The following is a 19,010-nucleotide window of genomic DNA, read 5'->3' as shown; positions in this document are numbered from 1 at the left end:
GATGGTGGGGTGATTACGCGGCTCAGCTCCTACTTTCTGAAGACCCTCCGTGAAGACCCCGCAGACGCCGAAGTCGCCAGCCATAAGCTGCTGGTTCGCGCCGGGTACATCCGCCGCCAGGCCCCGGGCGTCTTCGCGTGGATGCCGCTGGGGCTGCGCGTGAAGGGCAAGCTCGAGACGATCGTGCGCGAGGAGATGCTCGCGTCGGGCGCGCACGAGGTGCATTTCCCCGCGCTGCTGCCGCGCGAGCCCTATGAGGCGAGCGGACGTTGGGACGAGTACGGGGAGGCGCTCTTCAGATTGCAGGATCGGCACGGCGCCGACTACCTGCTCGCCCCCACGCACGAGGAGGTCTTCACGAACCTCGTGAAGGACATCGTTTCCTCGTACAAGGATCTGCCGCTCACGATTTTCCAGATCCAGGACAAGTACCGCGATGAAGCGCGCCCGCGCGCGGGCCTCCTGCGCGGCCGCGAGTTCACCATGAAGGATGCCTACTCGTTCGACGCCACCGACGCGGGGCTCGACGCGAGCTATGAGCGGCAGCGCGCCGCCTACGAGCGGATCTTCACGCGACTCGGTCTCGAGTACGTCATCGTTTCAGCCGATGCCGGCGCCATGGGAGGTTCCCGCAGCGAGGAGTTCCTGCTTCCGACGACGATCGGCGAGGACACGTTCGTGCGCTCGGAGGGCGGCTATGCGGCGAACGTGGAGGCCTACAGCACTCCGGTTCCGGACGCACTGCCGATCGCCGACCAGCCTCGCGCGCTCGTCTTCGATTCCCCGGACACCCCGACGATCGAAACGCTCGTCGCCCACACGAACTCGGCGTTGCCGCGCGATGATGGTCGCGGCTGGGCTGCCTCGGACACGCTGAAGTGCCTCGTGCTCGCGGTCACCCCGATCGGTGGCGAGCGGGAGATCGTCGTCGTCGCCGTACCGGGCGACCGCGACGCGGATATGAAGCGGGCCGAGGTCGCCTTCGCGGGCGCAGAGGTTGAACCGGCGACTGCCGCCGATCTCGCACGACACCCTGCACTGGCGAAGGGCTACATCGGGCCTGCCCTGGTGTCATCGGACGGCGAGACGACGGCGTTCCTCGGTTCCGAGGCCGAATCGGGCATCCGATTCCTCGTTGATCCTCGAGTGGTCGAGGGCACCGAGTGGGTGACGGGTGCGAACCGGGACGAGCAGCACGTCGCGCACCTGGTGTTCGGGCGAGACTTCCAGGCCGATGGCGTGGCAGATATCGCCAACGTGCGCGACGGGGATCCCGCGCCTGACGGTTCGGGGCCGATCGAGACCGCTCGCGGCATGGAGATCGGGCACATCTTCCAGCTCGGACGAAAGTACGCGGAGGCTCTCGGGCTCAAGGTGCTCGACGAGAACGGCAAGCTGGTCACCGTCACGATGGGCTCGTACGGCATCGGTGTGACCCGCATCATGGCGATTCTCGCCGAGCTGCATCACGACGACCGGGGTCTGGTGTGGCCCGAGGCGATCGCTCCGTTCGACGTGCACGTCGTGGCGACGGGGAAGGATCCCGCGATCCTCGAAATTGCGGAGTCGCTCGTCGCGACGCTCGATTCCAACGGGGTCGAGGTCATCTTCGACGACCGGCCGAAGGTCTCGCCCGGTGTGAAGTTCGGCGACGCGGAGCTGCTCGGTGTTCCGCGCGTGCTGGTCGTGGGCCGCGACGCTGCAGAAGGCTTCGCGGAAGTGTGGGATCGCGCGCAGGGGACGAAGGATCGCGTCGCGATCTCCGACGTGCCAGCGCTTTTCGGCGTCTGACGCCGCGAGCCACGGGGCCGGAGGTCCACCGAGCGAGTCATCCCCTCTTCACAGTGTCCGAGTTGTCGCTCTGTGCATGGAGTTATCCACAGAAGCGACAACTCGCCTCTGCTGCTGTATCGCGCCGCATAGTGTGGCAGTCGTCGGCAGCGCACCCATCGGGAAGCGACTACTGACGCTCAGACACACGAGCGAGCCGGGGGGATCGCGCTACTGAAGGGACCCCTCCGATGGCGAACATCACTGTCTCCTACGCCGAAATCGAGCAGGCCGCGTCGCAGCTGGCGAGCGGCCGCGACGAGATCAGCGCGCGGCTCCGCACGATGCAATCCCGCATCACCTCGCTCGCGTCGTCGGGCTTCGTGACGGATCAGGCTTCGGGCAAGTTCATGTCTGCGTACACCGAATACACGGCGGGTGCGAACACGGTGATCGAGAAACTCACCGAGATCCAGAACTTCCTCACCCAGACGGCGAACGCCATGCGCGAGATGGACGCGCAGATTGCCGCGAGAATCCGCTGATCATTCGTTTGAGCGTCGTCCGCGCGGTCCGCGCGGCGCGAGTCGCACGGGTGAGAGGAGCCGCAGTGAGCGACGTACGAATTTCCGACCAAGCGCTGAGCGACGCGAGCGCCTTTCTGGTCGCCGCGAGGCGTGACGCGCGGCAACATCTGAACAGCCGGCCGCGTGGCCACTTCCCGAGCATCACAGGGATCGGCGAGACGATCTCCGCGTTTCTCGAGGGGCTGCACACCAGCGCCGATGCGCTCTCGGACGCGGCGCACACCGCGGACCAAGCGCTGAGTGCATTACGTGAGGAAGCAGCGGCCATCGATTCGCAACTCGCGGGCGCCGTGAACGCGCACCCGAGCGGCGACAGGGTCGGGCGATGACGATGTTCGTCCCTGCTAGTCCGGAGGAGGTTCTGATCGGGAGCCCGGTTCGGGGCACGAGCGACGAGATTGCCACGGCAGCGCGATTCGCCCGACTCATCGAGGACGACCTGAACCGCGTGTGTCTTGCCGTGAGCAACGCGGCGACCTCGCTCGGTCTCGAGCGGGGTGCGGCGATAACGGCGGTCGTGAGCCGTCTCCGCGACGTCGTCGAGCCCGGCGCGACTCAAGGGCAGGCGAGCGCGGCGCAGGGGAGCCGAGCGCTCTTCAGTTACGCGTCCGCGGTTGAGTCTCTGCACAGCAGTGCGGCGCGAGTGCGAAGCGACGTCGAAGAGGCGCTCGAAACGATCCGCCGGTCGGCAGAGGAGATCTCGGAACTCGCCGCTCAAATCGGTGCTCAAGTCGAGTACCGGTGGGACGAGGGCGCGCCCGGCGCACTTCCGGAGCCGCGATTGGGAGCTGCCTTGGACCCGTTGAGTCCAGGTGCTTGCAGTGCAGCAGTGCAACATCTCCGGGCGCTTTCGGAACAACCGTGGCTCGCTGCGTCTGCGCGCTGGCACGCTGCGATCGAACGCGTGCGCGCCGCTCGCCGCACCTGGCGAGGTTTGATCGACGAGCGACGGTCGGTCGAATCCTCGATCCTGCGAGAGCTGCGCGCTACCACGGTAGGGCAGTTGCTCAGTCTCGCGGGTGACGGGCGCGCCGCCCGCGTTGCGGCGGTCTCGTCGGTCATTTCGGGAGAGCTTGCTGGCGTACCGGCCGCAACACCGCGGCTGCGGACTTCTCACCCAGGGCTTGAACGGTTGATCGGTCGAGTTTCTGGTGCCGCAGCATGGGAGTCGCCCCCACATCCCGCTGAAACTGCAGCACGGTGGAATCGACTATCGTCCGCTGAGCAGAAACGGCTCATCGCAGAAGTGCCGTGGGTCATCGGTAATCTCCCCGGGCTCCCGTACGCTGACCGAGATCGCGCGAATCGTGCGCTGCTCGACTTCTATCGCGCATACTCGGCCTCGCTCACACCGGACCAGCTCCAACTCATGGCCGAGGTCAGCCTATTACTCGAGGCGGAGGCGGAGGAGGTGGCGCTTCGAGGTGCGGCGCGCCCTCCGGTGCAGCTGGTCGCGCTCGACACCTCGGGTGCAACGCCACGGGCGGCAGTTGGCTACGGCAACCTCGACGCAGCCGACGTGGCGACATGGGAGGTCGCGGGCATGAACAGCGACGCGCACTGCGTGCTTGAAAGCTGGAACGTTGCCAGTCGCAACGTGTACTTCGAGCAGGGAAACGTGCAAGGTGCGTCGCAAGATCGGTCCGTCGTCGCTTGGCTCGGTTACGACACTCCTGACGGTGGCGAGATGCTCGAGGTGCTCGGCCCCCACTCGGCGAGGAGAGGTTCAGAGCGCCTCGCCGTCGAACTCGACGGGCTGCACGAAGCGCGTGCGGCGAGTGGGAGCGAGGCTTCGCTTGCGGTCTCCGTGCTCGGCCACTCCTACGGCACGACTGTCGCTGCGAACGCGCTGGCTCGGGTCGAGCATCCGGTGAACAGTTTCATCATGCTGGGTTCTGCAGGGCTCGACACCCATATCGTGCCCTCGCTGAACGAACTCGGGGTGCGTGAGGTTTCAAACGGGCAGGCGGCGATCTATACGACGCATGCGTCAGCCGACCGCCTCGCCCCGCTCGGGGCAGGGCTGGCACGCCGTGGGCAGCCGAACGCAGACGCCCGGGCCCCCTTCTGGTTTCCCGCGCACGACGCGAGTCCCGTATATGGCGGCGCGCTGTCGTTCTCGTCCGAGGGGGACCCTGAGCGGGATCTGAAACGGACGGACGGCCACGGCGTGATCGGCGAAGGAAAGAGGCCCGGCATCATCGGTATTTCGGCCTCAGAGGGGCACGGGTATTTGGATCGACAGACGGAATCGCTCATGAGCGTCGCCGAGCTGTCTACAGGGAAGATCAGCGCTGACCTTCAGAGCTCGCTCGAACGGTCATCGGCGGAGTGCGTTGTCGGGATCAAGGCGCCCTTGAGCACTATGGCGCCGCGCCGCGTGGATTGCGAGGTGGCGAGATGAGGCGCGCGCGTCTGGGTGTTGCGGCCGCGGCGATCGCGCTCACGGTTCCGCTCGCGGGTTGCGCGACGGAAGTCCCAGTTACAAGGTCGGGAGGGATCACGTCGCACATGACACTCGAGGAGTTGCAGCTCTGGGTAGCCGATCAGTTCGATCAGGTACTTCGAGCAAGCGGAGTCGAACGCGGCTGGATGGACATGTTCGAGGAAGATTTCGAGTGGCGGTTGGAGCGCACCGATGACCATCTGAGCATGATCAATGTCTGGTTGCCGCAGACCTGCGCAGAAGTCGGCGGCCAGCTCGATGAGTGGCTGATCAATTACTCCGTTGAGGATTCCTTTACCGCGGCAACGCATGTCCGCGAGCACTGGGAAGCTGAGGGCTGGATTGTGAGTGACGTCATGTCCAATCCCGGACCAGACGAGATGCGGTTCCGCGCTGACCGAGATGACGGCGCGTTGCTCGGACTAACCGCCTATCCCGGGCAAATGTCAATCGAAGTCGTGACACCGTGCTCGGTTCACGCGACGGTTTCGGATTGGCGGAGCCATCGCCCAAAGCCGGAATCAACGAAGAAACCGAAGGCAGCAGGTGAAGAGTCGGATGCCTCGGATCCGTCGTCACCGAACAGCTCCGCGCCTCTGCCAGATGAGGACGCAAGCGATGATCTCGGCGCCGATGCACGCAAGGAGGCGGTGCTCGAATAGCGGGATCGGCGTCGACGTCTGCGGGGACGGAACAGGGGTCGGTGCGTTACCCTAGGGGTTCGCCTGCGAGTGCGGGCTATAGCTGAATAGACATTTCAATACCCAGGAGGCCCCCGTGAAGATCGAACTCGTCACGCTGCGTCAGATCGAGCGCGAGAAGGAAATTCCCTTTGACGAGCTGGTGCAGATCATCGAACAGGCGATTCAGTCGGCCTACTTGCGCCACGCTGAAAACCAGAAGCTTCCGGTACCGCGCGAGAGCGATGTGCGAGTGACGCTCGATCGTAAGAGCGGTGAGATCTCGGTGCTGATTCCCGAACTCGACGAAAACGGCGAGGTCATCGGCGAGGCGTACGTGACGATGGACGAATTCGGTCGCGTCGCTTCGAGCGCCGCGAAGCAGGTGATCAACCAGCGACTCCGCGACCTCAGCGACGATGCCGTTCTTGGCTCCTTCAAAGACAAGGAGGGCCAGATCGTCTCGGGTGTGGTGCAGCAGGGCCCCAATCCGCGCATGGTTCACATCGACCTCGGCGAGCTCGAGGCAATTCTCCCTCCGGAGGAGCAGGTTCCGGGCGAAAGCTACGCGCATGGCACGCGACTGCGCGTGTACGTGACGAGTGTGTCGAAGGGAACGAAGGGCCCGCAGGTCATCGTGTCTCGGACGCACCCGGGTCTTGTGCGCAAGCTGTTCGAGCGGGAAGTGCCGGAGCTCGCGGAAGGGCTCGTGGAGATCGTGTCGCTCGCTCGTGAGGCCGGCCATCGCACGAAGGTCGCTGTGCGCGCGAAGCAGGCCGGAATCAACGCGAAGGGCACCTGCATCGGGGAGATGGGAAGCCGCGTGCGCGCCGTGATGGGGGAGCTTGGTGAGGAGAAGATCGACATTGTCGATTACTCGCCGGCGCTGCCCGCGTTCGTGGCGAACGCCCTGTCGCCGGCGAAGGTGACCGACGTGTTCATGCTGAACGAGTCGCTGAAGCAGGTTCGCGCACTAGTTCCCGACTTCCAGCTCTCCCTTGCGATCGGCAAGGAAGGCCAGAACGCCCGCCTCGCCGCCAAACTAACGGGCGCAAAAATCGATATCCAGCCTGACTCGATCATGAACGATTAACGTACTGTGGCCGGAGGCTGGATATTTCGATTTTTGCGCCGAAGCGCTCAAAGGAAACGCGTTGCGTTTCCGCGCTTCGGTAGCGAGCGATAGCGAGCTCATGAGCACAGCCATCCAGCCTGACTCGATCATGAACGATTAACCTACTGTGGCCGGAGGCTGGATATTTCGATTTTTGCGCCGAAGCGCTCAAAGGAAACGCGTTGCGTTTCCGCGCTTCGGTAGCGAGCGATAGCGAGCAAATAGGTACAGTTATCCAGCCCGACGGTTCACGCTGAGCGATTCTCTGGGCCGTGGGGATTGGATGACCTGCCGGAGGCAGCGACATGCAAGGGGCGAGAGCTCTGTCGAAATCGAGTGCGCCCTGCCCGGTAGACGTCCTGCCGGAGGCAGTGACATCCAAGGGGCGAGAGCGCTGTCAAGGTCAAGAGGCCCCGCCCGGTGGACGTCCTTTTAAAGGTACCGACGTCCACCGGGCGGGAAACTTGCTCCCGCCGAAGGCAGCGACATCCCAGGGTCGGGCATGCCGCCCCGATCGGCCCCGACAACCCATCACTGCCCCTACCTGAGAACCCGAATCGCCGAGGCGGAGGGAAAACGTGGAAGCTGGTAAGATAGTTGCGGTTCGGACCTGTGTCGCGTGTCGCTTGCGTGCCCCGCGCACAGAGTTGCTGCGGGTGGTGCTGCGCGAAGGTCGGCTTGAAGTCGACGATCGCGGGGTGCTTCCTGGGCGCGGTGCGTGGGTGCATCCCACGCGAGAGTGTCTGGACCGTGCAGTGACACGAGGGATGTTCCCTCGAGCATTGCGGGTGTCGGGGAAGCCCGACACTAGCCCTTTAGAGAACAGGCTGAAAACACTCATGGACAACTAATGAGCGGCTCACGATGAAGCCCGTCCGCTAATCAATGGTTCTCGCCTGTCTGGCGTGAACCCAGACAGGAGAAAAGTGGCAAACCCACGCGTACACGAGATCGCTGCGGAGATCGGTGTCGATAGCAAGGTCGTTCTGGCCAAGCTCAAAGATATGGGCGAGTTCGTTAAGGCGTCCTCGTCAAGCATTGCGCCGCCGGTGGCGCGCAAGGTGAAGGCTGCCCTCGCGGCAGAAGGCGTTGCGAAGCCGCAGGGCGAGGGCGACGCGCCCGCGAAGCCGGCTGCGAAGAAGCCGGGATCCGCCCCGAAGCCCGGCCCCAAGCCGGCTCCGAAGGCCGAACCGAAGGCGCCGGAAGCTCCGGCCCCCGAGGCTGCGGCACCTGCCGAGAAGAAGTCTGACGCCCCGACCCCCGGCGCGGCCAAGCCTGCCGGGGCCAAGCCCGCTGCGGCGAAGCCCGGCAGCGCCGCAAAGCCCGGTAGCAAGCCCGGCGCTCCGAAGCCTGCGGGCCCGCGGCCCGGCAACAACCCGTTCGCTTCGAGCCAGGGCATGGGTATCCCGCGTCCTCCGCGTCCGGGCAATAACCCCTTCGCGCCGAGCCAGGGCATGGGTCGTCCGGGTGGCGGCGCAGGTCGTCCGAACCCGGGCAACATTCCTCGTCCGGCTCCTCGCCCCCAGGGTGGCGCTGCGGGTGCGGGTCGTCCGGGTGGCGGTCGCCCCGGCGGTGGTCGTCCCGGTGGCGGTGGCGGCTTCAACCGTCCCGGCGGCGGTGGCGGCGCTCCCGGTGCAGGCGGCTTCGGCGCGCCGCGTCCGGGCGGCGGTTTCGCTGGCCGTGGTCGCGGTGGTCGTGGTGCCGGCACCGCTGGTGCGTTCGGTCGCGGTGGCTCCAAGAGCAAGGCTCGCAAGTCGAAGCGGGCGAAGCGGCAAGAGTTCGAAATGCGGGAGGCCCCGTCGCTCGGCGGCGTGAGCGTTCCCCGTGGCGACGGGTCGACCCCGATCCGTCTGCGTCGCGGCGCATCGCTGTCGGACTTCGCCGACAAGATCAACACCAGCGCTTCGAACCTGATCACCATCCTCTTCCACCTGGGCGAGATGGCGACGGCGACGGAGTCGCTCGATGAGGCGACGTTCGAGATCCTCGGTGACGAGCTGGGTTACAAGATCCAGGTCGTTTCTCCCGAGGACGAGGATCGCGAGCTCCTCGAGGGCTTCGACATCGATATCGAGGCCGAGCTCGAAGAGGAGGGCGACGACGTTCTGCTGCCGCGTCCTCCGGTGGTCACCGTCATGGGCCACGTCGATCACGGTAAGACCCGACTGCTCGACGCGATCCGCAAGGCGAACGTGGGCGGCGGCGAGGCCGGCGGCATCACGCAGCACATTGGTGCGTACCAGGTGCACACCGAGCACGACGGCGTCGAGCGCGCGTTGACCTTCATCGATACCCCGGGTCACGAGGCGTTCACCGCCATGCGTGCTCGTGGTGCGCAGGTCACCGACATCGCGATCCTCGTGGTCGCCGCGGATGACGGCATCATGCCGCAGACGATTGAGGCCCTGAACCACGCGCAGTCGGCGAACGTGCCGATCGTGGTCGCGGTCAACAAGATCGACAAGGAGGGCGCGAACCCCGAGAAGGTGCGCCAGCAGCTCACCGAGTTCGGTCTGGTCTCCGAGGAGTGGGGCGGCGACGTGATGTTCGTCGACGTGTCGGCGAAGAACGACGTGGGTATCAACGACCTGCTCGACGCCGTGCTGCTCACGGCGGACGCCGGTCTCGACCTGCGCGCGAACCCGAACAAGGACGCGCGCGGTGTCGCCATCGAGGCGAAGCTCGATAAGGGCCGTGGCGCGGTCGCGACCGTGCTCATCCAGTCGGGCACGCTGCGAGTCGGTGACGCAATCGTCGCGGGCACCGCGTACGGCCGCGTGCGTGCGATGCACGACGAGAACGGCGAGGCCGTGCTCGAGGCCGTTCCGTCGCGCCCGGTGCAGGTGCAGGGTCTCTCGAGCGTTCCGCGCGCGGGTGACAACTTCATCGTCACCTCCGAAGATCGCACCGCTCGCCAGATCGCTGAGAAGCGTGAGGCCGCCGAGCGCAACGCTCAGCTCGCGAAGGCTCGCAAGCGCATCAGCCTGGAAGAGTTCACGAAGGCGCTCGAGGATGGCAAGGTCGAGTCGCTCAACCTCATCATCAAGGGTGACGTGTCGGGTGCCGTGGAGGCGCTCGAGGAGTCGCTCATGAAGATCGAGGTCGACGATTCCGTGCAGCTGCGCATTCTGCACCGCGGTGTCGGCGCGATTACAGAGTCGGACGTCGATCTCGCGACGATCGACAACGCGATCGTCATCGGCTTCAACGTGCGCCCCGACGTCAAGGCTCGCGAGCGCGCTGCGCGCGAGGGCATCGACATCCGGTTCTACAACGTCATCTACAACGCGCTTGATGACATCGAGAACTCGCTCAAGGGCATGCTCAAGCCGGAGTACGAAGAGGTCCAGTCGGGCGTCGCCGAGATCCGCGAGGTGTTCCGCTCCTCGAAGTTCGGCAACATCGCGGGCGTCATCGTGCGCAGCGGTACGATCACGCGCAACGCGAAGGCGCGCGTCATCCGCGAGGGCGTCGTCATCGCCGATGGTCTCGCCATCGAGTCGCTGCGCCGCTTCAAGGACGACGTCACCGAGGTGAAGACGGACTTCGAGGCCGGTATCGGTCTGGGTAAGTACAACGACATCCAGATCGGCGACGAGATCGAAACGACGGAGATGGTGGAGAAGACGCGCGACTAGCGCGCACTCTGCTCACTGAGGGCGGGCAGGATCGGCATCACGCGATCCTGCCCGCCCTTCGTGCAGTGAAAAGCCCGTGAGGCGGATCGAAACTCCAAGGAGTGATCCGCCTCACGGGCTTTCTCCTGTCTGATGGGCGAGGACGTGAGCTGGCAGGCGCTCAGGCTGCGAGCTGCTGCACACGCACCGTATTCCCCGCAGGATCGCGGAAGGCGAAGTCGCGCGTGCCCCAGTCCTGGGCCATCGGCTCCTGGATGACGTCCGCGTTCGACGCTTCGACCTTTTCGAAGAGCGCGTCCAGGTCGTCGGTCGCGAGAATGATGGAGGCGTACGCACCCTTGGCGATGAGTTCATTGATCACGCGGCGCTCGTCGTCCGTCAAGCCGGGGTCGACCGCTGGGGGCGTGAGCACGATCGAGGTGCCGGGCTGATCCACCGGGCCAACCGTGATCCAGCGCATCTGCTCGTAGCCGACGTCGTTTCGGACCTCGAATCCGAGCACGTCGCGATAGAACGCGAGCGAGGCTTCGGGGTCGGTGTGGGGAAGGAATGTGTTGAGAATGTTGATCTTCATGCGGGTAACGATATTCGCGTCCCGCGACCTAAACTTCTCCGTTCCTGACCGGTTTCGTCACGCGCATCGTAATGAAGCCCGGAAGACCCGTCAGCGGTCCGCCGCTTTCGCGACGGTACCGCCCGGGTGACACTCCCACGAGCTCGGTGAACCGCGTGGTGAACGTTCCGAGTGAGTTGTAGCCGACCGCGTAACAGACCTCCGTCACGCTCTGATCTCCGCGGCGCAGCAGCGTCATGGCACGCTCGATGCGGCGCGTCATGAGGTAGCTGTAAGGTGACTCGCCGTAGGCGGCGCGGAACTCGCGGCTGAGGTGCCCCGCCGAGTATCCGATGCCGCGCGCGAGCGTCTCGACGTCGAGGGGCCGCGCGTATTCACGGTCGATGCGATCGCGCACCCGCCGGAGTCGTTCGAGGTCTCGCAGTCGTTGCGTCCCGGGTGAGCCGTCCATGGTGCCTCGCCCTAGCGAGTGGCGGAGGCCGAGCGCAGCAGTGCTGCAGGCGGTGGGGAGCGGAGGCGTCCGCGAGGGGGAAACGGCGGCGGTAGGCTGTCCGCATGAGCAATCCACGGGCGGGAAAAGTCGCCGAGCGCATCCAGCAGATCATCGCGCGGCGCCTCGAGAAGGGGCTGCGCGATCCGCGGCTCGGCTTCGTCACGATCACCGATGTGCGAGTGACGGGCGACCTGCAGCACGCGAGCATCTTCTACACGGTGTACGGCGAGGAGCAGGAGCAGGTCGACACCGCCGCTGCGCTGAAGGCCGCGACCGGCATGCTGCGCACCGAGGTGGGCAAGCAGCTCGGGACGCGCCTCACGCCCACGCTGGAATTCATCCACGATGAGCTCCCTGAGAGCGCCCAGCACCTGAACGATCTGCTCGCTGAGGCGAAGCGTCGTGACGAGGAGGCCGCGGCACTCGCGGCCGGCGCTCAGTACGCGGGCGAGGCCGACCCGTACCAGAAGCCGCGGGAAGCAGACGAGGACGAGTAACCGGTAACCAGTAACCGGTAACCGGCACACGGTCACTACGGCAGCCGCACCCGCCCCTCGAATTCGACGACGAGACCATCGGCGATGAGCGAGTCGTAGGCTCTAAGGGCCTGCTCGGGATCGCGGGTGCCCCCTTCGGCCGCCGCGTTCAGGGTCGCCTCGCGCGTGATGGGCTCGGCGGAGCTCCGCAGCTGCGCCATGATCCGCCCCCGCACCTGACGGTCGCTTCCCGCGAACTTCGCTTGCTTGGGGCGTTTCTCCGGCGCGTTGTCGGGGTACCCGGCGCCGCGCCATTCGCACCACGCGGCGACCGGGCACTCGGCGCAGCGAGGCACACGCGCGGTGCACACGACTGCTCCGAGTTCCATTGCCGCCGCATTGAACAGCGCCGCGGCGTCGTCGCTTTCCGGCAGTAACCGCTCCATGTCGACGAGGTCCTGCGGCGCCGGCATCCCCGCGGCCGCATGGCCGTGCACGAGCCGCGCGATCACTCTGCGGGTGTTCGTATCGACGACGGGATGTCGGGCGCCGTAGGCGAACGCCGCGACGGCTCGCGCGGTGTACGGGCCGATACCGGTGAGCGCGAGCAGGGCATCGACGTCCTCCGGGACCCGACCGCCGTGCTGCTCGGTGATCTCGACGGCAGCGCGGTGCAGCCACAGGGCACGCCGCGGATACCCCAGCCGGTCCCAGGCGCGCACGGCTTCGCCGGGCTCCTCAGTCGCGAGTGCGGCGGGCGTCGGCCATCGCTCCATCCACGCGATCCAGCGGGGCAGCACGCGGTCGACCTGCGTTTGCTGCAGCATGAATTCGGAGACGAGGATCGCCCACGGAGTGACTTCGGGATCGCGCCAGGGGAGTGGGCGCGCTGCGGTGCGATACCAAGCGTTCAGAGCTTCTGCGATCGCCCCGGCGTCAGCTGCGACCTCAGCTTCAGCCACCGCGCGCTCCTCGTCCATCCGCTCCAGTGTAGGTGGCCGGGCAGAAGGTTCGAGCCCGGACGACCGCGTAGGCTGAGTCCGTGACGAAAGACCCCGCTGTGCTGCCCGCCCAGGGCGCGATCCTGCTCATCGACAAAGCGGAGGGGTGGACGAGTCACGACGTCGTGGCGAAGTCGCGCCGTGCTCTCGGCACCCGGAAAGTGGGGCATGCGGGCACGCTCGACCCGATGGCCACGGGACTGCTCGTGCTCGGGGCCGGCCCGTCGACCCGCTTGCTGACGCACCTAGTCGGTCTCGACAAGACGTATGTCGCGACGATCAGACTCGGTTCTGCGACCGTCACCGATGACCGCGAGGGTGATCGCATCAGCACCGCGGCGCCGGAGGCGATCGAGGCGCTGGATGCGGCGCAGATTACGCAGGCGGCAGCGACACTCACCGGCGACATCGAGCAGGCGCCGAGCGCCGTGAGCGCGATCAAGGTGGACGGGCGTCGCGCGTATGATCGCGTGCGCTCAGGCGAAGCGGTGGAGCTTCCGAAGCGACCCGTGACGGTCTACGAATTCCGCCTGGGAGTGCCGCGTCGTGGTCAGGACGAAACGGGCGCTCCGGTGATCGACCTCGAGGCGACGGTGCGGTGCTCCTCGGGCACCTACATTCGTGCCCTCGCGCGAGACCTGGGCGAGGCTCTCGGCGTCGGCGGCCACCTCACGGCCCTGCGTCGCACCCACGTCGGCCCCTTCGATGTTGCGGACGCCGCTCCGACCGAGTCCCTTGCAGCGAGCGCTGAACAGCGAACCCCGCTCCCGCTCCGCGCACCCACGGAGGTCGCGACGCAGCTCTTCCCTCGAGTCGACCTGACTCATGAGCAGGCGGTGGATCTCGGAAACGGGAAGCGAGTAGAACTCGAGGCGGGCGACACCGGCGACAGCGACAGCAAGGTCGGCAGCAACGGCGAAAGCGACGTCGGCAGCAACGGCGACAGCGACGTCGGCAGCGACGGCGACGGCGACGGCGCAGCCATGAACGCGAAGCTCGCGGCCGCCGTCGCGCCCGATGGTCGGCTCGTGGGTCTCGTCGAAGTGCGGCGCGGGCGGCTTCGCGCCGTTACGAACTTCCCGGTCGAGGCGGGGGGCGCAGCGTGATCCTCTGGTTCGCCGTGGTGCTGATCGCGCTGGCGATCCTCGCTGCAGGCCTGTGCGCGGTCGAGGCGCTCCGCAAGCGCGCTCCCAATGACTACACGATGGGCGCGACGCTGGTGGTGGCGCTCCTCCTCATCGCCCAGGTGGTGATCGCGATCGCGGCTCCCTTCGCGGGCAACGCACCGCTCGGCGATCCGCTGGAGTTCTGGATGTATCTCATCGTCGCCCTGCTCCTGCCGCTGGGCGCCGGATTCTGGGCGCTCGTGGATCGCACCCGGTGGGCGAACCTCGTGCTCGCCGTCGTGCATCTTTCTGTAGCCGTGATGACGTACCGGATGCTCGTCATCTGGGGTTGACCCGGGGTTTCCAAAAGCATTTTGAAAGAACAGTTCCGACACGCTGGCGTGTCCTCCACCCTCAAGACGTGCTTGAGGCTTTAAACTCCTCAGCTTGACTTGTGCGAATCACAACGGTGTAATTATGTGAGTGCGATCGCGAGTCCGCGTCGCAGAAGTCGAGGAGAGGACTGTTCGATGAGCGAAACGTCGCACACGCCGGTTCCCGGTGACTGGTTCGTCGATCCGGTACACCTCGGCACTCCCGGCATCCGCCGAAGCGACGAGGACGGGCTCGAGTGGCGCAAGGACGCGCTCTGCGCTCAGACCGATCCCGAAGCATTCTTCCCCGAAAAGGGCGGATCGACGCGCGAAGCCAAGCGAATCTGCGAGGGCTGCGAGGTGCGCTCCGAGTGCCTCGAGTACGCGCTCGAGAATGATGAGCGTTTCGGCATCTGGGGCGGTCTCTCGGAACGCGAGCGCCGACGCATGCGGCGCGAGGCGATCTGATTCGCACGCGGCATGGCTCCACGGCCCGCACATCTTCCGCACCTAGACTGACCGGGTGATGCGCACGCGAGTAACCGCCATCCTGGTCGCCCAGCGGGGCGGCGAGTGGCTCGACCAGACAATCGCCGGGATCACGGCTCAGAGCTTCGCTCCCACCAGCATCATCGCCGTGAATAACGGCGGCCCCGAATCGCTGCGCGAGCAACTCCTTGCGTCCGGCGCGGAGCGCGTTGTCGGCATTCCTTCGAGGGTTTTGTTCGGCCAGGCCGTGCAGCGCGGAGTCGACGCGATCGCCGCTGACGAAAGCGATGAAGAGGTCTCGGACTGGATCTGGCTGTTGAGCGAAGATTCTTGCCCGGAACCCGAGGCGCTCGAGCGCATCTGGGGGAGCGTGCAGCGGGCACCCTCGGTCGTCATCGCGGGACCGAAACTCGTCGACTGGGATTACCCGAATCGCATCATCGAACTCGGCCAGAGCCTCACGCGCTATGGATCGCGATGGACGCTTCGCCGTCAGGAACTCGACCAGCAGCAGTATGACCATATGCAGGACGTACTCGGCGTCGGACCGGTGGGCATGCTCGTGCGGCGCGACGTGTGGGATGAGCTCGGCGGCTTCGATCCCGCGCTTCCCGTCTACGACGACGGTCTCGATTTCAGCGTGCGCGCACGCCTCGCCGGTCATCGCGTGGAGGTGGCTCCGGCATCGCGGGTGCGATTCGCGCAGAGCGGTGTAGCGGGCCCGCGCATCGATCGCCGCAGGTCGGTGCTGCGACAGGCGCATCGTCAAGCCCGCACCTCGCAACTGCATCGCAGGATCGCCTACGCGCCTGCACCCCTCGCCTTCTTCGAGTGGCTCGGGCTGCCCATCTACGCGGTGCTCCGTGTGCTGTGGGCTCTGATCCGCGAACAACCGGGAAATATGCTCGGCGAGTTCGTCGCGGCATTCGCCGTATTCTTCAAGCCGCATGCGATCATTGCGGCCCGTCGCCGCATTCGAGCGCACTCGACAGCCGGGTGGCCCGCGGTGAGGCAGCTGCGCGTCGACCCGAAGACGGTGCGAACTGCGCGGATGATCGACCGCGAGGCTATCCTTGCCTCTCTCGGGCGGCGGCGTCGCGAGATGCACTTCATCTCCTCCGGCGGCCTCTCCGTGCTCATCGTCGCCGCCGCGATTTCGATAGTGCTCACCTGGTGGGCGCTGCCGCAGACGAGCCTGTTCGGAGGCGGCCTCGCGCCCCTCAGCTCGCTCGACCAGCTCTGGGTGAACACGCGTCCGATCGACGGCAATCCCGCGGATCCGTTCACCTGGGTGCTCGCGCTGATCGGCACGCTGACTTTCTGGAACCCCTCGCACGCCATCGTGCTTCTCATCGTCGTCGCAATTCCGCTCGCGGCGCTCGGAGCGTGGATCTGGGCGGCGCAGCTCACGGCGTCGAAGGCGGGGCGCGCGCTGCTGGCCCTCGGTTTCGCGTTCAGCCCCGTACTGCTCGGCTCGCTCGAGGGCGGCCGTCTTCAGACGCTCGTGCTCTCCGTCGTGCTGCCGTGGCTGCTCCTCGCGGCGTCTCGCTGCCGCGAGTCCTGGAGCTGGGCTGGCACCGCGTCTCTGCTCGCTGCCGCGGCACTCGCTGCGGCTCCGATCCTCATTCCCGCCGGGTTCGTGATGCTCGTCGTGGGCCTGTTCACGACCCTCCGCGGTTTGGCGCGCGTGCTGACGACGGCGCTCGTGCCGGCGATCCTCTTCGCCCCCAAGATCGTGACGAGCATTGTGGATGGGCGACCGCTCGACATCCTCGTTGACCCGGGCATCGTGGCTCCGTTCGAGCCCGGCACCGTGTGGCATCTGCTGCTCGGCTTCCCGGAGTTCGGGCTCGACGGGTGGGCGCGCATCCTCGACGGCGTGGGTCTCGGTGGCCCGCCAGCGACGCTCCTCGTCGGGGTGCTCATGGCTCCGCTCGCGCTGCTCGCACTGCTCGGCCTGTTCACCGAGCGCGTCGCGGTGACGCTGCTCCACGCGGTGCTCGGCGCACTGGGACTCGCGACCGCGCTCGCCGCTCCGCTGCTGCGACTCAGCACGATGGGCGACGAGGTCATTGCGGTGTGGACGGGCTCCGGGCTCGCGCTGTACTGGATCGCGTTGCTCGGCCTCGCGGCGGTCGGCGCGCAGGCGTTGCGCAGGGCCGCAGCTCCCGTCATAGCTGTGGCGCTGGTCGCGGCCGCCGTCGCCGTTGCGCCCGTGGGCGTACAGCTCACGCTCGACCGCGTGCCCCTGCGTCCCGCGAGCGAGCAGATGCCGGCTCTGGTGCAGGCCGCGGGTGAGATCGACCCGCACGTGCGCACGCTGGTCGTCACCGCGCAGGACGCGCACGAGGTGCGAGCCCAGCTGGTCTCGGGTGGCGGCCTCCGACTCGATGAGATTCGCACGTCCCGTTCTACCCCCGGCGAAGAGGAGGCGGATCGGCAGCTCGCCGAGATCGTCGGCGGTCTTGCGAGCGTGGGTGGGCCAGAGGTCGGCGACGCCCTTCGCGAGGCGGGCATCGCGTTCGTGCTGCTTCCGACTGAGGGGGACGAATTCGAGCGCGCCGAACTGCAGCGGGTCTTCGACCAGCACCAGGCGCTCGCGAGTGCGGGCCTCACGCAGCAGGGGCTTCTGTGGCGCGTGCAGCAATCAGACGCCACCGACGCTGAAGCGGGAGATGTCACCACCCGCGTGGGCGGCACCTCTTTGAGCGGCTCGACGATCTGGGCGATTCAGTTGGCGGTGCTGTTCGGGGTCGTGCTGCTCGCGCTTCCTACGGCCGAGCTGACGTGGCGCCCGCAGAAGCGCAAGCGGCCGCCGCGGCGCACGCCGCAGCGTGAGGAGGCGAAGCGATGATTGAACGAGCTCGATTCCTCCGCGGCGGGGCGCGGGCGGTGACCGGCCTCGTCGTCATCGCGGCCGGAGCCGCGGCGCTCCTCCTCGTCAGCACGCTGGAACTCCCGTCGGTCGAGCGCGAGCCCGTCGCGGTGACCGTCGACACGACGCAGCAGACGACGCGCTCGCTCGTGTGCGCAGGAGCGTTCGCGGAACTCGGGGCGGACACCGCGCGACCCGGCGTCGCGATCCCCGGCGGCGAACCTGCCGTCAGTACCGCGGGAGACCCTTCGGGCACCGCTGCCCTCGCGCGAACGGAGGGGAACGGGGGGCTTCCGGCCGTGATCACGGCGCCTGAATCCGAGCCGCTCGCCGCAGCGCAGACGCAGAGCCTCGACACGGTCAACCTGCGCGGGGCCGCGGCGAGTAGTTGCACGGAACCCCTCAACGAGCAGTGGCTCATCGGCGGCGGATCGTCGCTGGGAGTCGCAACGACGTTGAGCCTGGGCAACCCTGGCACGGTGCCTGCAACAGTCTCCGTAACGGTGTTCGACGAAAGCGGCGAAGTGGACGCCGTGCAGACGGCTGGCGTGCTGGTGGCCCCGGGAACTCAGCAGAGCGTATCGCTCAACGGTTATGCGCCTGATCGCGAGCGGCTCGCTGTGCGGGTCGTGAGCACGGGTGCTCCCGTCGTCGCGCACTTGGGTGTTGCGCAAAGCTCGGGCATCGACCCCTTCGGGATATCAGGTGTGACGTCTCAGCGCGAGCCGCAGACCGAGGTGGTCATTCCGGGCATCGCGAACGCGCGGGGAGACGACCAGGGTCCGAGCGACTCGGGGGAGGGCGACGCGTTCCCGATGCTGGTGCGGGCGTTGGCTCCGGGTGACGAGGAGGGCAACGTGAGCGTGCGCGCGATCGATGACGATGGTCGTGCGACGGATCTCGGCACCCTGACGCTCGTGCCGCGGGCTGTCGGAGAGCTCTCGGTCACTGAGATCCCCAGGGGAACGAACGCGTTGGTGCTCGATGCCGATGTGCCGGTGATTGCGACGGCGATGGGCTCGGCGGGAGACGAGGAGAACCACGACTTCGAGTGGTTTGCTCCGGCTCCCCAGCTCGCAGCGAAAGACCGCGTTGCAGTCCCGGTTGCCTCTGGCGGTCGGCTCGTCCTCGCGAATTCCGGCGACTCCGGGGCGGATGTCGAGCTGCAGCGGGCTGATGGCAAGGGGAAGGCGACGCGCGTGTCGGTGAAGCCCGGGGCGACTCGGGTGATCACCGTATCGAGTCCGTCGATACTCACGAGTTCCCAGCCCGTCAGCGCCGCGGTCCGAATGTTCTCGGGAAGCACGATCGCTGGATTCCCGATCGTGGCGCCGGATCCTCGCGACGCATCGCTCACGGTCTACACGCGGTAGCCACGTAGACTGAG

Annotated in this window: 17 protein-coding genes; 14 read left to right on the top strand and 3 right to left on the bottom strand. The window is 66.7% G+C overall.

Going from position 1 to position 19,010, the window contains the following annotated elements; all coding sequences use genetic code 11:
- The first annotated feature begins 9 nt into the window (after positions 1-9).
- The 8 genes from WFH00_RS02750 to infB all read left to right on the top strand — a co-directional run bounded on the left by WFH00_RS02750 (position 10) and on the right by infB (position 10,235).
- Positions 10-1,791 (top strand): proline--tRNA ligase, encoded by a 1,782-nt coding sequence (locus tag WFH00_RS02750; protein ID WP_336659068.1) that lies wholly within the window; start codon positions 10-12, stop codon positions 1,789-1,791.
- Between the two features lie 230 nt (positions 1,792-2,021).
- Complete coding sequence (locus tag WFH00_RS02745) at positions 2,022-2,315, top strand: WXG100 family type VII secretion target (protein ID WP_336659067.1); 294 nt, start codon at positions 2,022-2,024, stop codon at positions 2,313-2,315.
- 65 nt (positions 2,316-2,380) lie between these two features.
- Complete coding sequence (locus tag WFH00_RS02740) at positions 2,381-2,686, top strand: hypothetical protein (protein WP_336659066.1); 306 nt, start codon at positions 2,381-2,383, stop codon at positions 2,684-2,686.
- On the top strand, positions 2,683-4,761 hold the full coding sequence (locus tag WFH00_RS02735; protein ID WP_336659064.1) for an alpha/beta hydrolase: 2,079 nt from the start codon (positions 2,683-2,685) through the stop codon (positions 4,759-4,761). Before WFH00_RS02740 ends, WFH00_RS02735 begins: the two co-directional genes overlap by 4 nt.
- Positions 4,762-4,868: 107 nt before the next feature.
- A complete protein-coding gene (locus WFH00_RS02730) occupies positions 4,869-5,465 on the top strand; it encodes a hypothetical protein (protein WP_336659062.1) in 597 nt (198 codons plus the stop codon).
- A gap of 115 nt (positions 5,466-5,580) precedes the next feature.
- Positions 5,581-6,576, top strand: coding sequence for a transcription termination factor NusA (gene nusA / locus WFH00_RS02725; RefSeq protein ID WP_336659060.1), 996 nt, complete (start codon positions 5,581-5,583; stop codon positions 6,574-6,576).
- 599 nt (positions 6,577-7,175) lie between these two features.
- Positions 7,176-7,448, top strand: coding sequence for a YlxR family protein (locus WFH00_RS02720; RefSeq protein WP_336659059.1), 273 nt, complete (start codon positions 7,176-7,178; stop codon positions 7,446-7,448).
- Between the two features lie 75 nt (positions 7,449-7,523).
- Positions 7,524-10,235 (top strand): translation initiation factor IF-2, encoded by a 2,712-nt coding sequence (gene infB, locus WFH00_RS02715; protein WP_336659058.1) that lies wholly within the window; start codon positions 7,524-7,526, stop codon positions 10,233-10,235.
- 160 nt (positions 10,236-10,395) lie between these two features.
- On the opposite strand, the gene WFH00_RS02710 is transcribed toward infB, so the two are convergent.
- Both WFH00_RS02710 and WFH00_RS02705 read right to left on the bottom strand, forming a co-directional pair.
- Positions 10,396-10,809: a VOC family protein gene (locus WFH00_RS02710; protein ID WP_336659057.1), complete on the bottom strand. Its 414-nt coding sequence runs from the start codon at positions 10,807-10,809 to the stop codon at positions 10,396-10,398.
- Positions 10,810-10,837: 28 nt separating this feature from the next.
- Complete coding sequence (locus WFH00_RS02705; protein WP_336659055.1) at positions 10,838-11,260, bottom strand: helix-turn-helix transcriptional regulator; 423 nt, start codon at positions 11,258-11,260, stop codon at positions 10,838-10,840.
- A gap of 104 nt (positions 11,261-11,364) precedes the next feature.
- Here WFH00_RS02705 and rbfA point away from each other — a divergent pair, with 104 nt between their 5' ends.
- Entirely contained in the window at positions 11,365-11,799 is a 435-nt protein-coding gene (gene rbfA / locus WFH00_RS02700; RefSeq protein ID WP_336659054.1) for a 30S ribosome-binding factor RbfA, read from the top strand.
- Positions 11,800-11,834: 35 nt separating this feature from the next.
- Here rbfA and WFH00_RS02695 read toward each other — a convergent pair whose 3' ends face one another.
- Positions 11,835-12,758, bottom strand: coding sequence for an A/G-specific adenine glycosylase (locus WFH00_RS02695; RefSeq protein WP_336659053.1), 924 nt, complete (start codon positions 12,756-12,758; stop codon positions 11,835-11,837).
- A 62-nt stretch (positions 12,759-12,820) separates the two neighbouring features.
- On the opposite strand from WFH00_RS02695, the gene truB reads away from it, so the two are divergent.
- The 5 genes from truB (at position 12,821) to WFH00_RS02670 (ending at position 18,996) form a co-directional block, all read left to right on the top strand.
- Complete coding sequence (gene truB, locus WFH00_RS02690; protein WP_336659052.1) at positions 12,821-13,885, top strand: tRNA pseudouridine(55) synthase TruB; 1,065 nt, start codon at positions 12,821-12,823, stop codon at positions 13,883-13,885.
- Positions 13,882-14,238 (top strand): hypothetical protein, encoded by a 357-nt coding sequence (locus WFH00_RS02685; RefSeq protein WP_336659050.1) that lies wholly within the window; start codon positions 13,882-13,884, stop codon positions 14,236-14,238. Before truB ends, WFH00_RS02685 begins: the two co-directional genes overlap by 4 nt.
- A gap of 177 nt (positions 14,239-14,415) precedes the next feature.
- The gene (locus WFH00_RS02680; protein ID WP_336659049.1) at positions 14,416-14,727 is read left to right on the top strand and encodes a WhiB family transcriptional regulator; all 312 of its coding nucleotides are present in this window, start codon (positions 14,416-14,418) and stop codon (positions 14,725-14,727) included.
- Positions 14,728-14,785: 58 nt separating this feature from the next.
- Entirely contained in the window at positions 14,786-17,602 is a 2,817-nt protein-coding gene (locus WFH00_RS02675) for a glycosyltransferase (RefSeq protein WP_336659048.1), read from the top strand.
- Entirely contained in the window at positions 17,599-18,996 is a 1,398-nt protein-coding gene (locus WFH00_RS02670) for a DUF5719 family protein (RefSeq protein WP_336659047.1), read from the top strand. Before WFH00_RS02675 ends, WFH00_RS02670 begins: the two co-directional genes overlap by 4 nt.
- Positions 18,997-19,010 lie beyond the last annotated feature (14 nt).

The organism is Leucobacter sp. USHLN153 (genome assembly GCF_037145615.1).
Lineage (GTDB): Bacteria > Actinomycetota > Actinomycetes > Actinomycetales > Microbacteriaceae > Leucobacter.
Note: the sequence above shows the minus strand (reverse complement) of the source record. Positions and strands in the feature narration are given on the sequence as shown.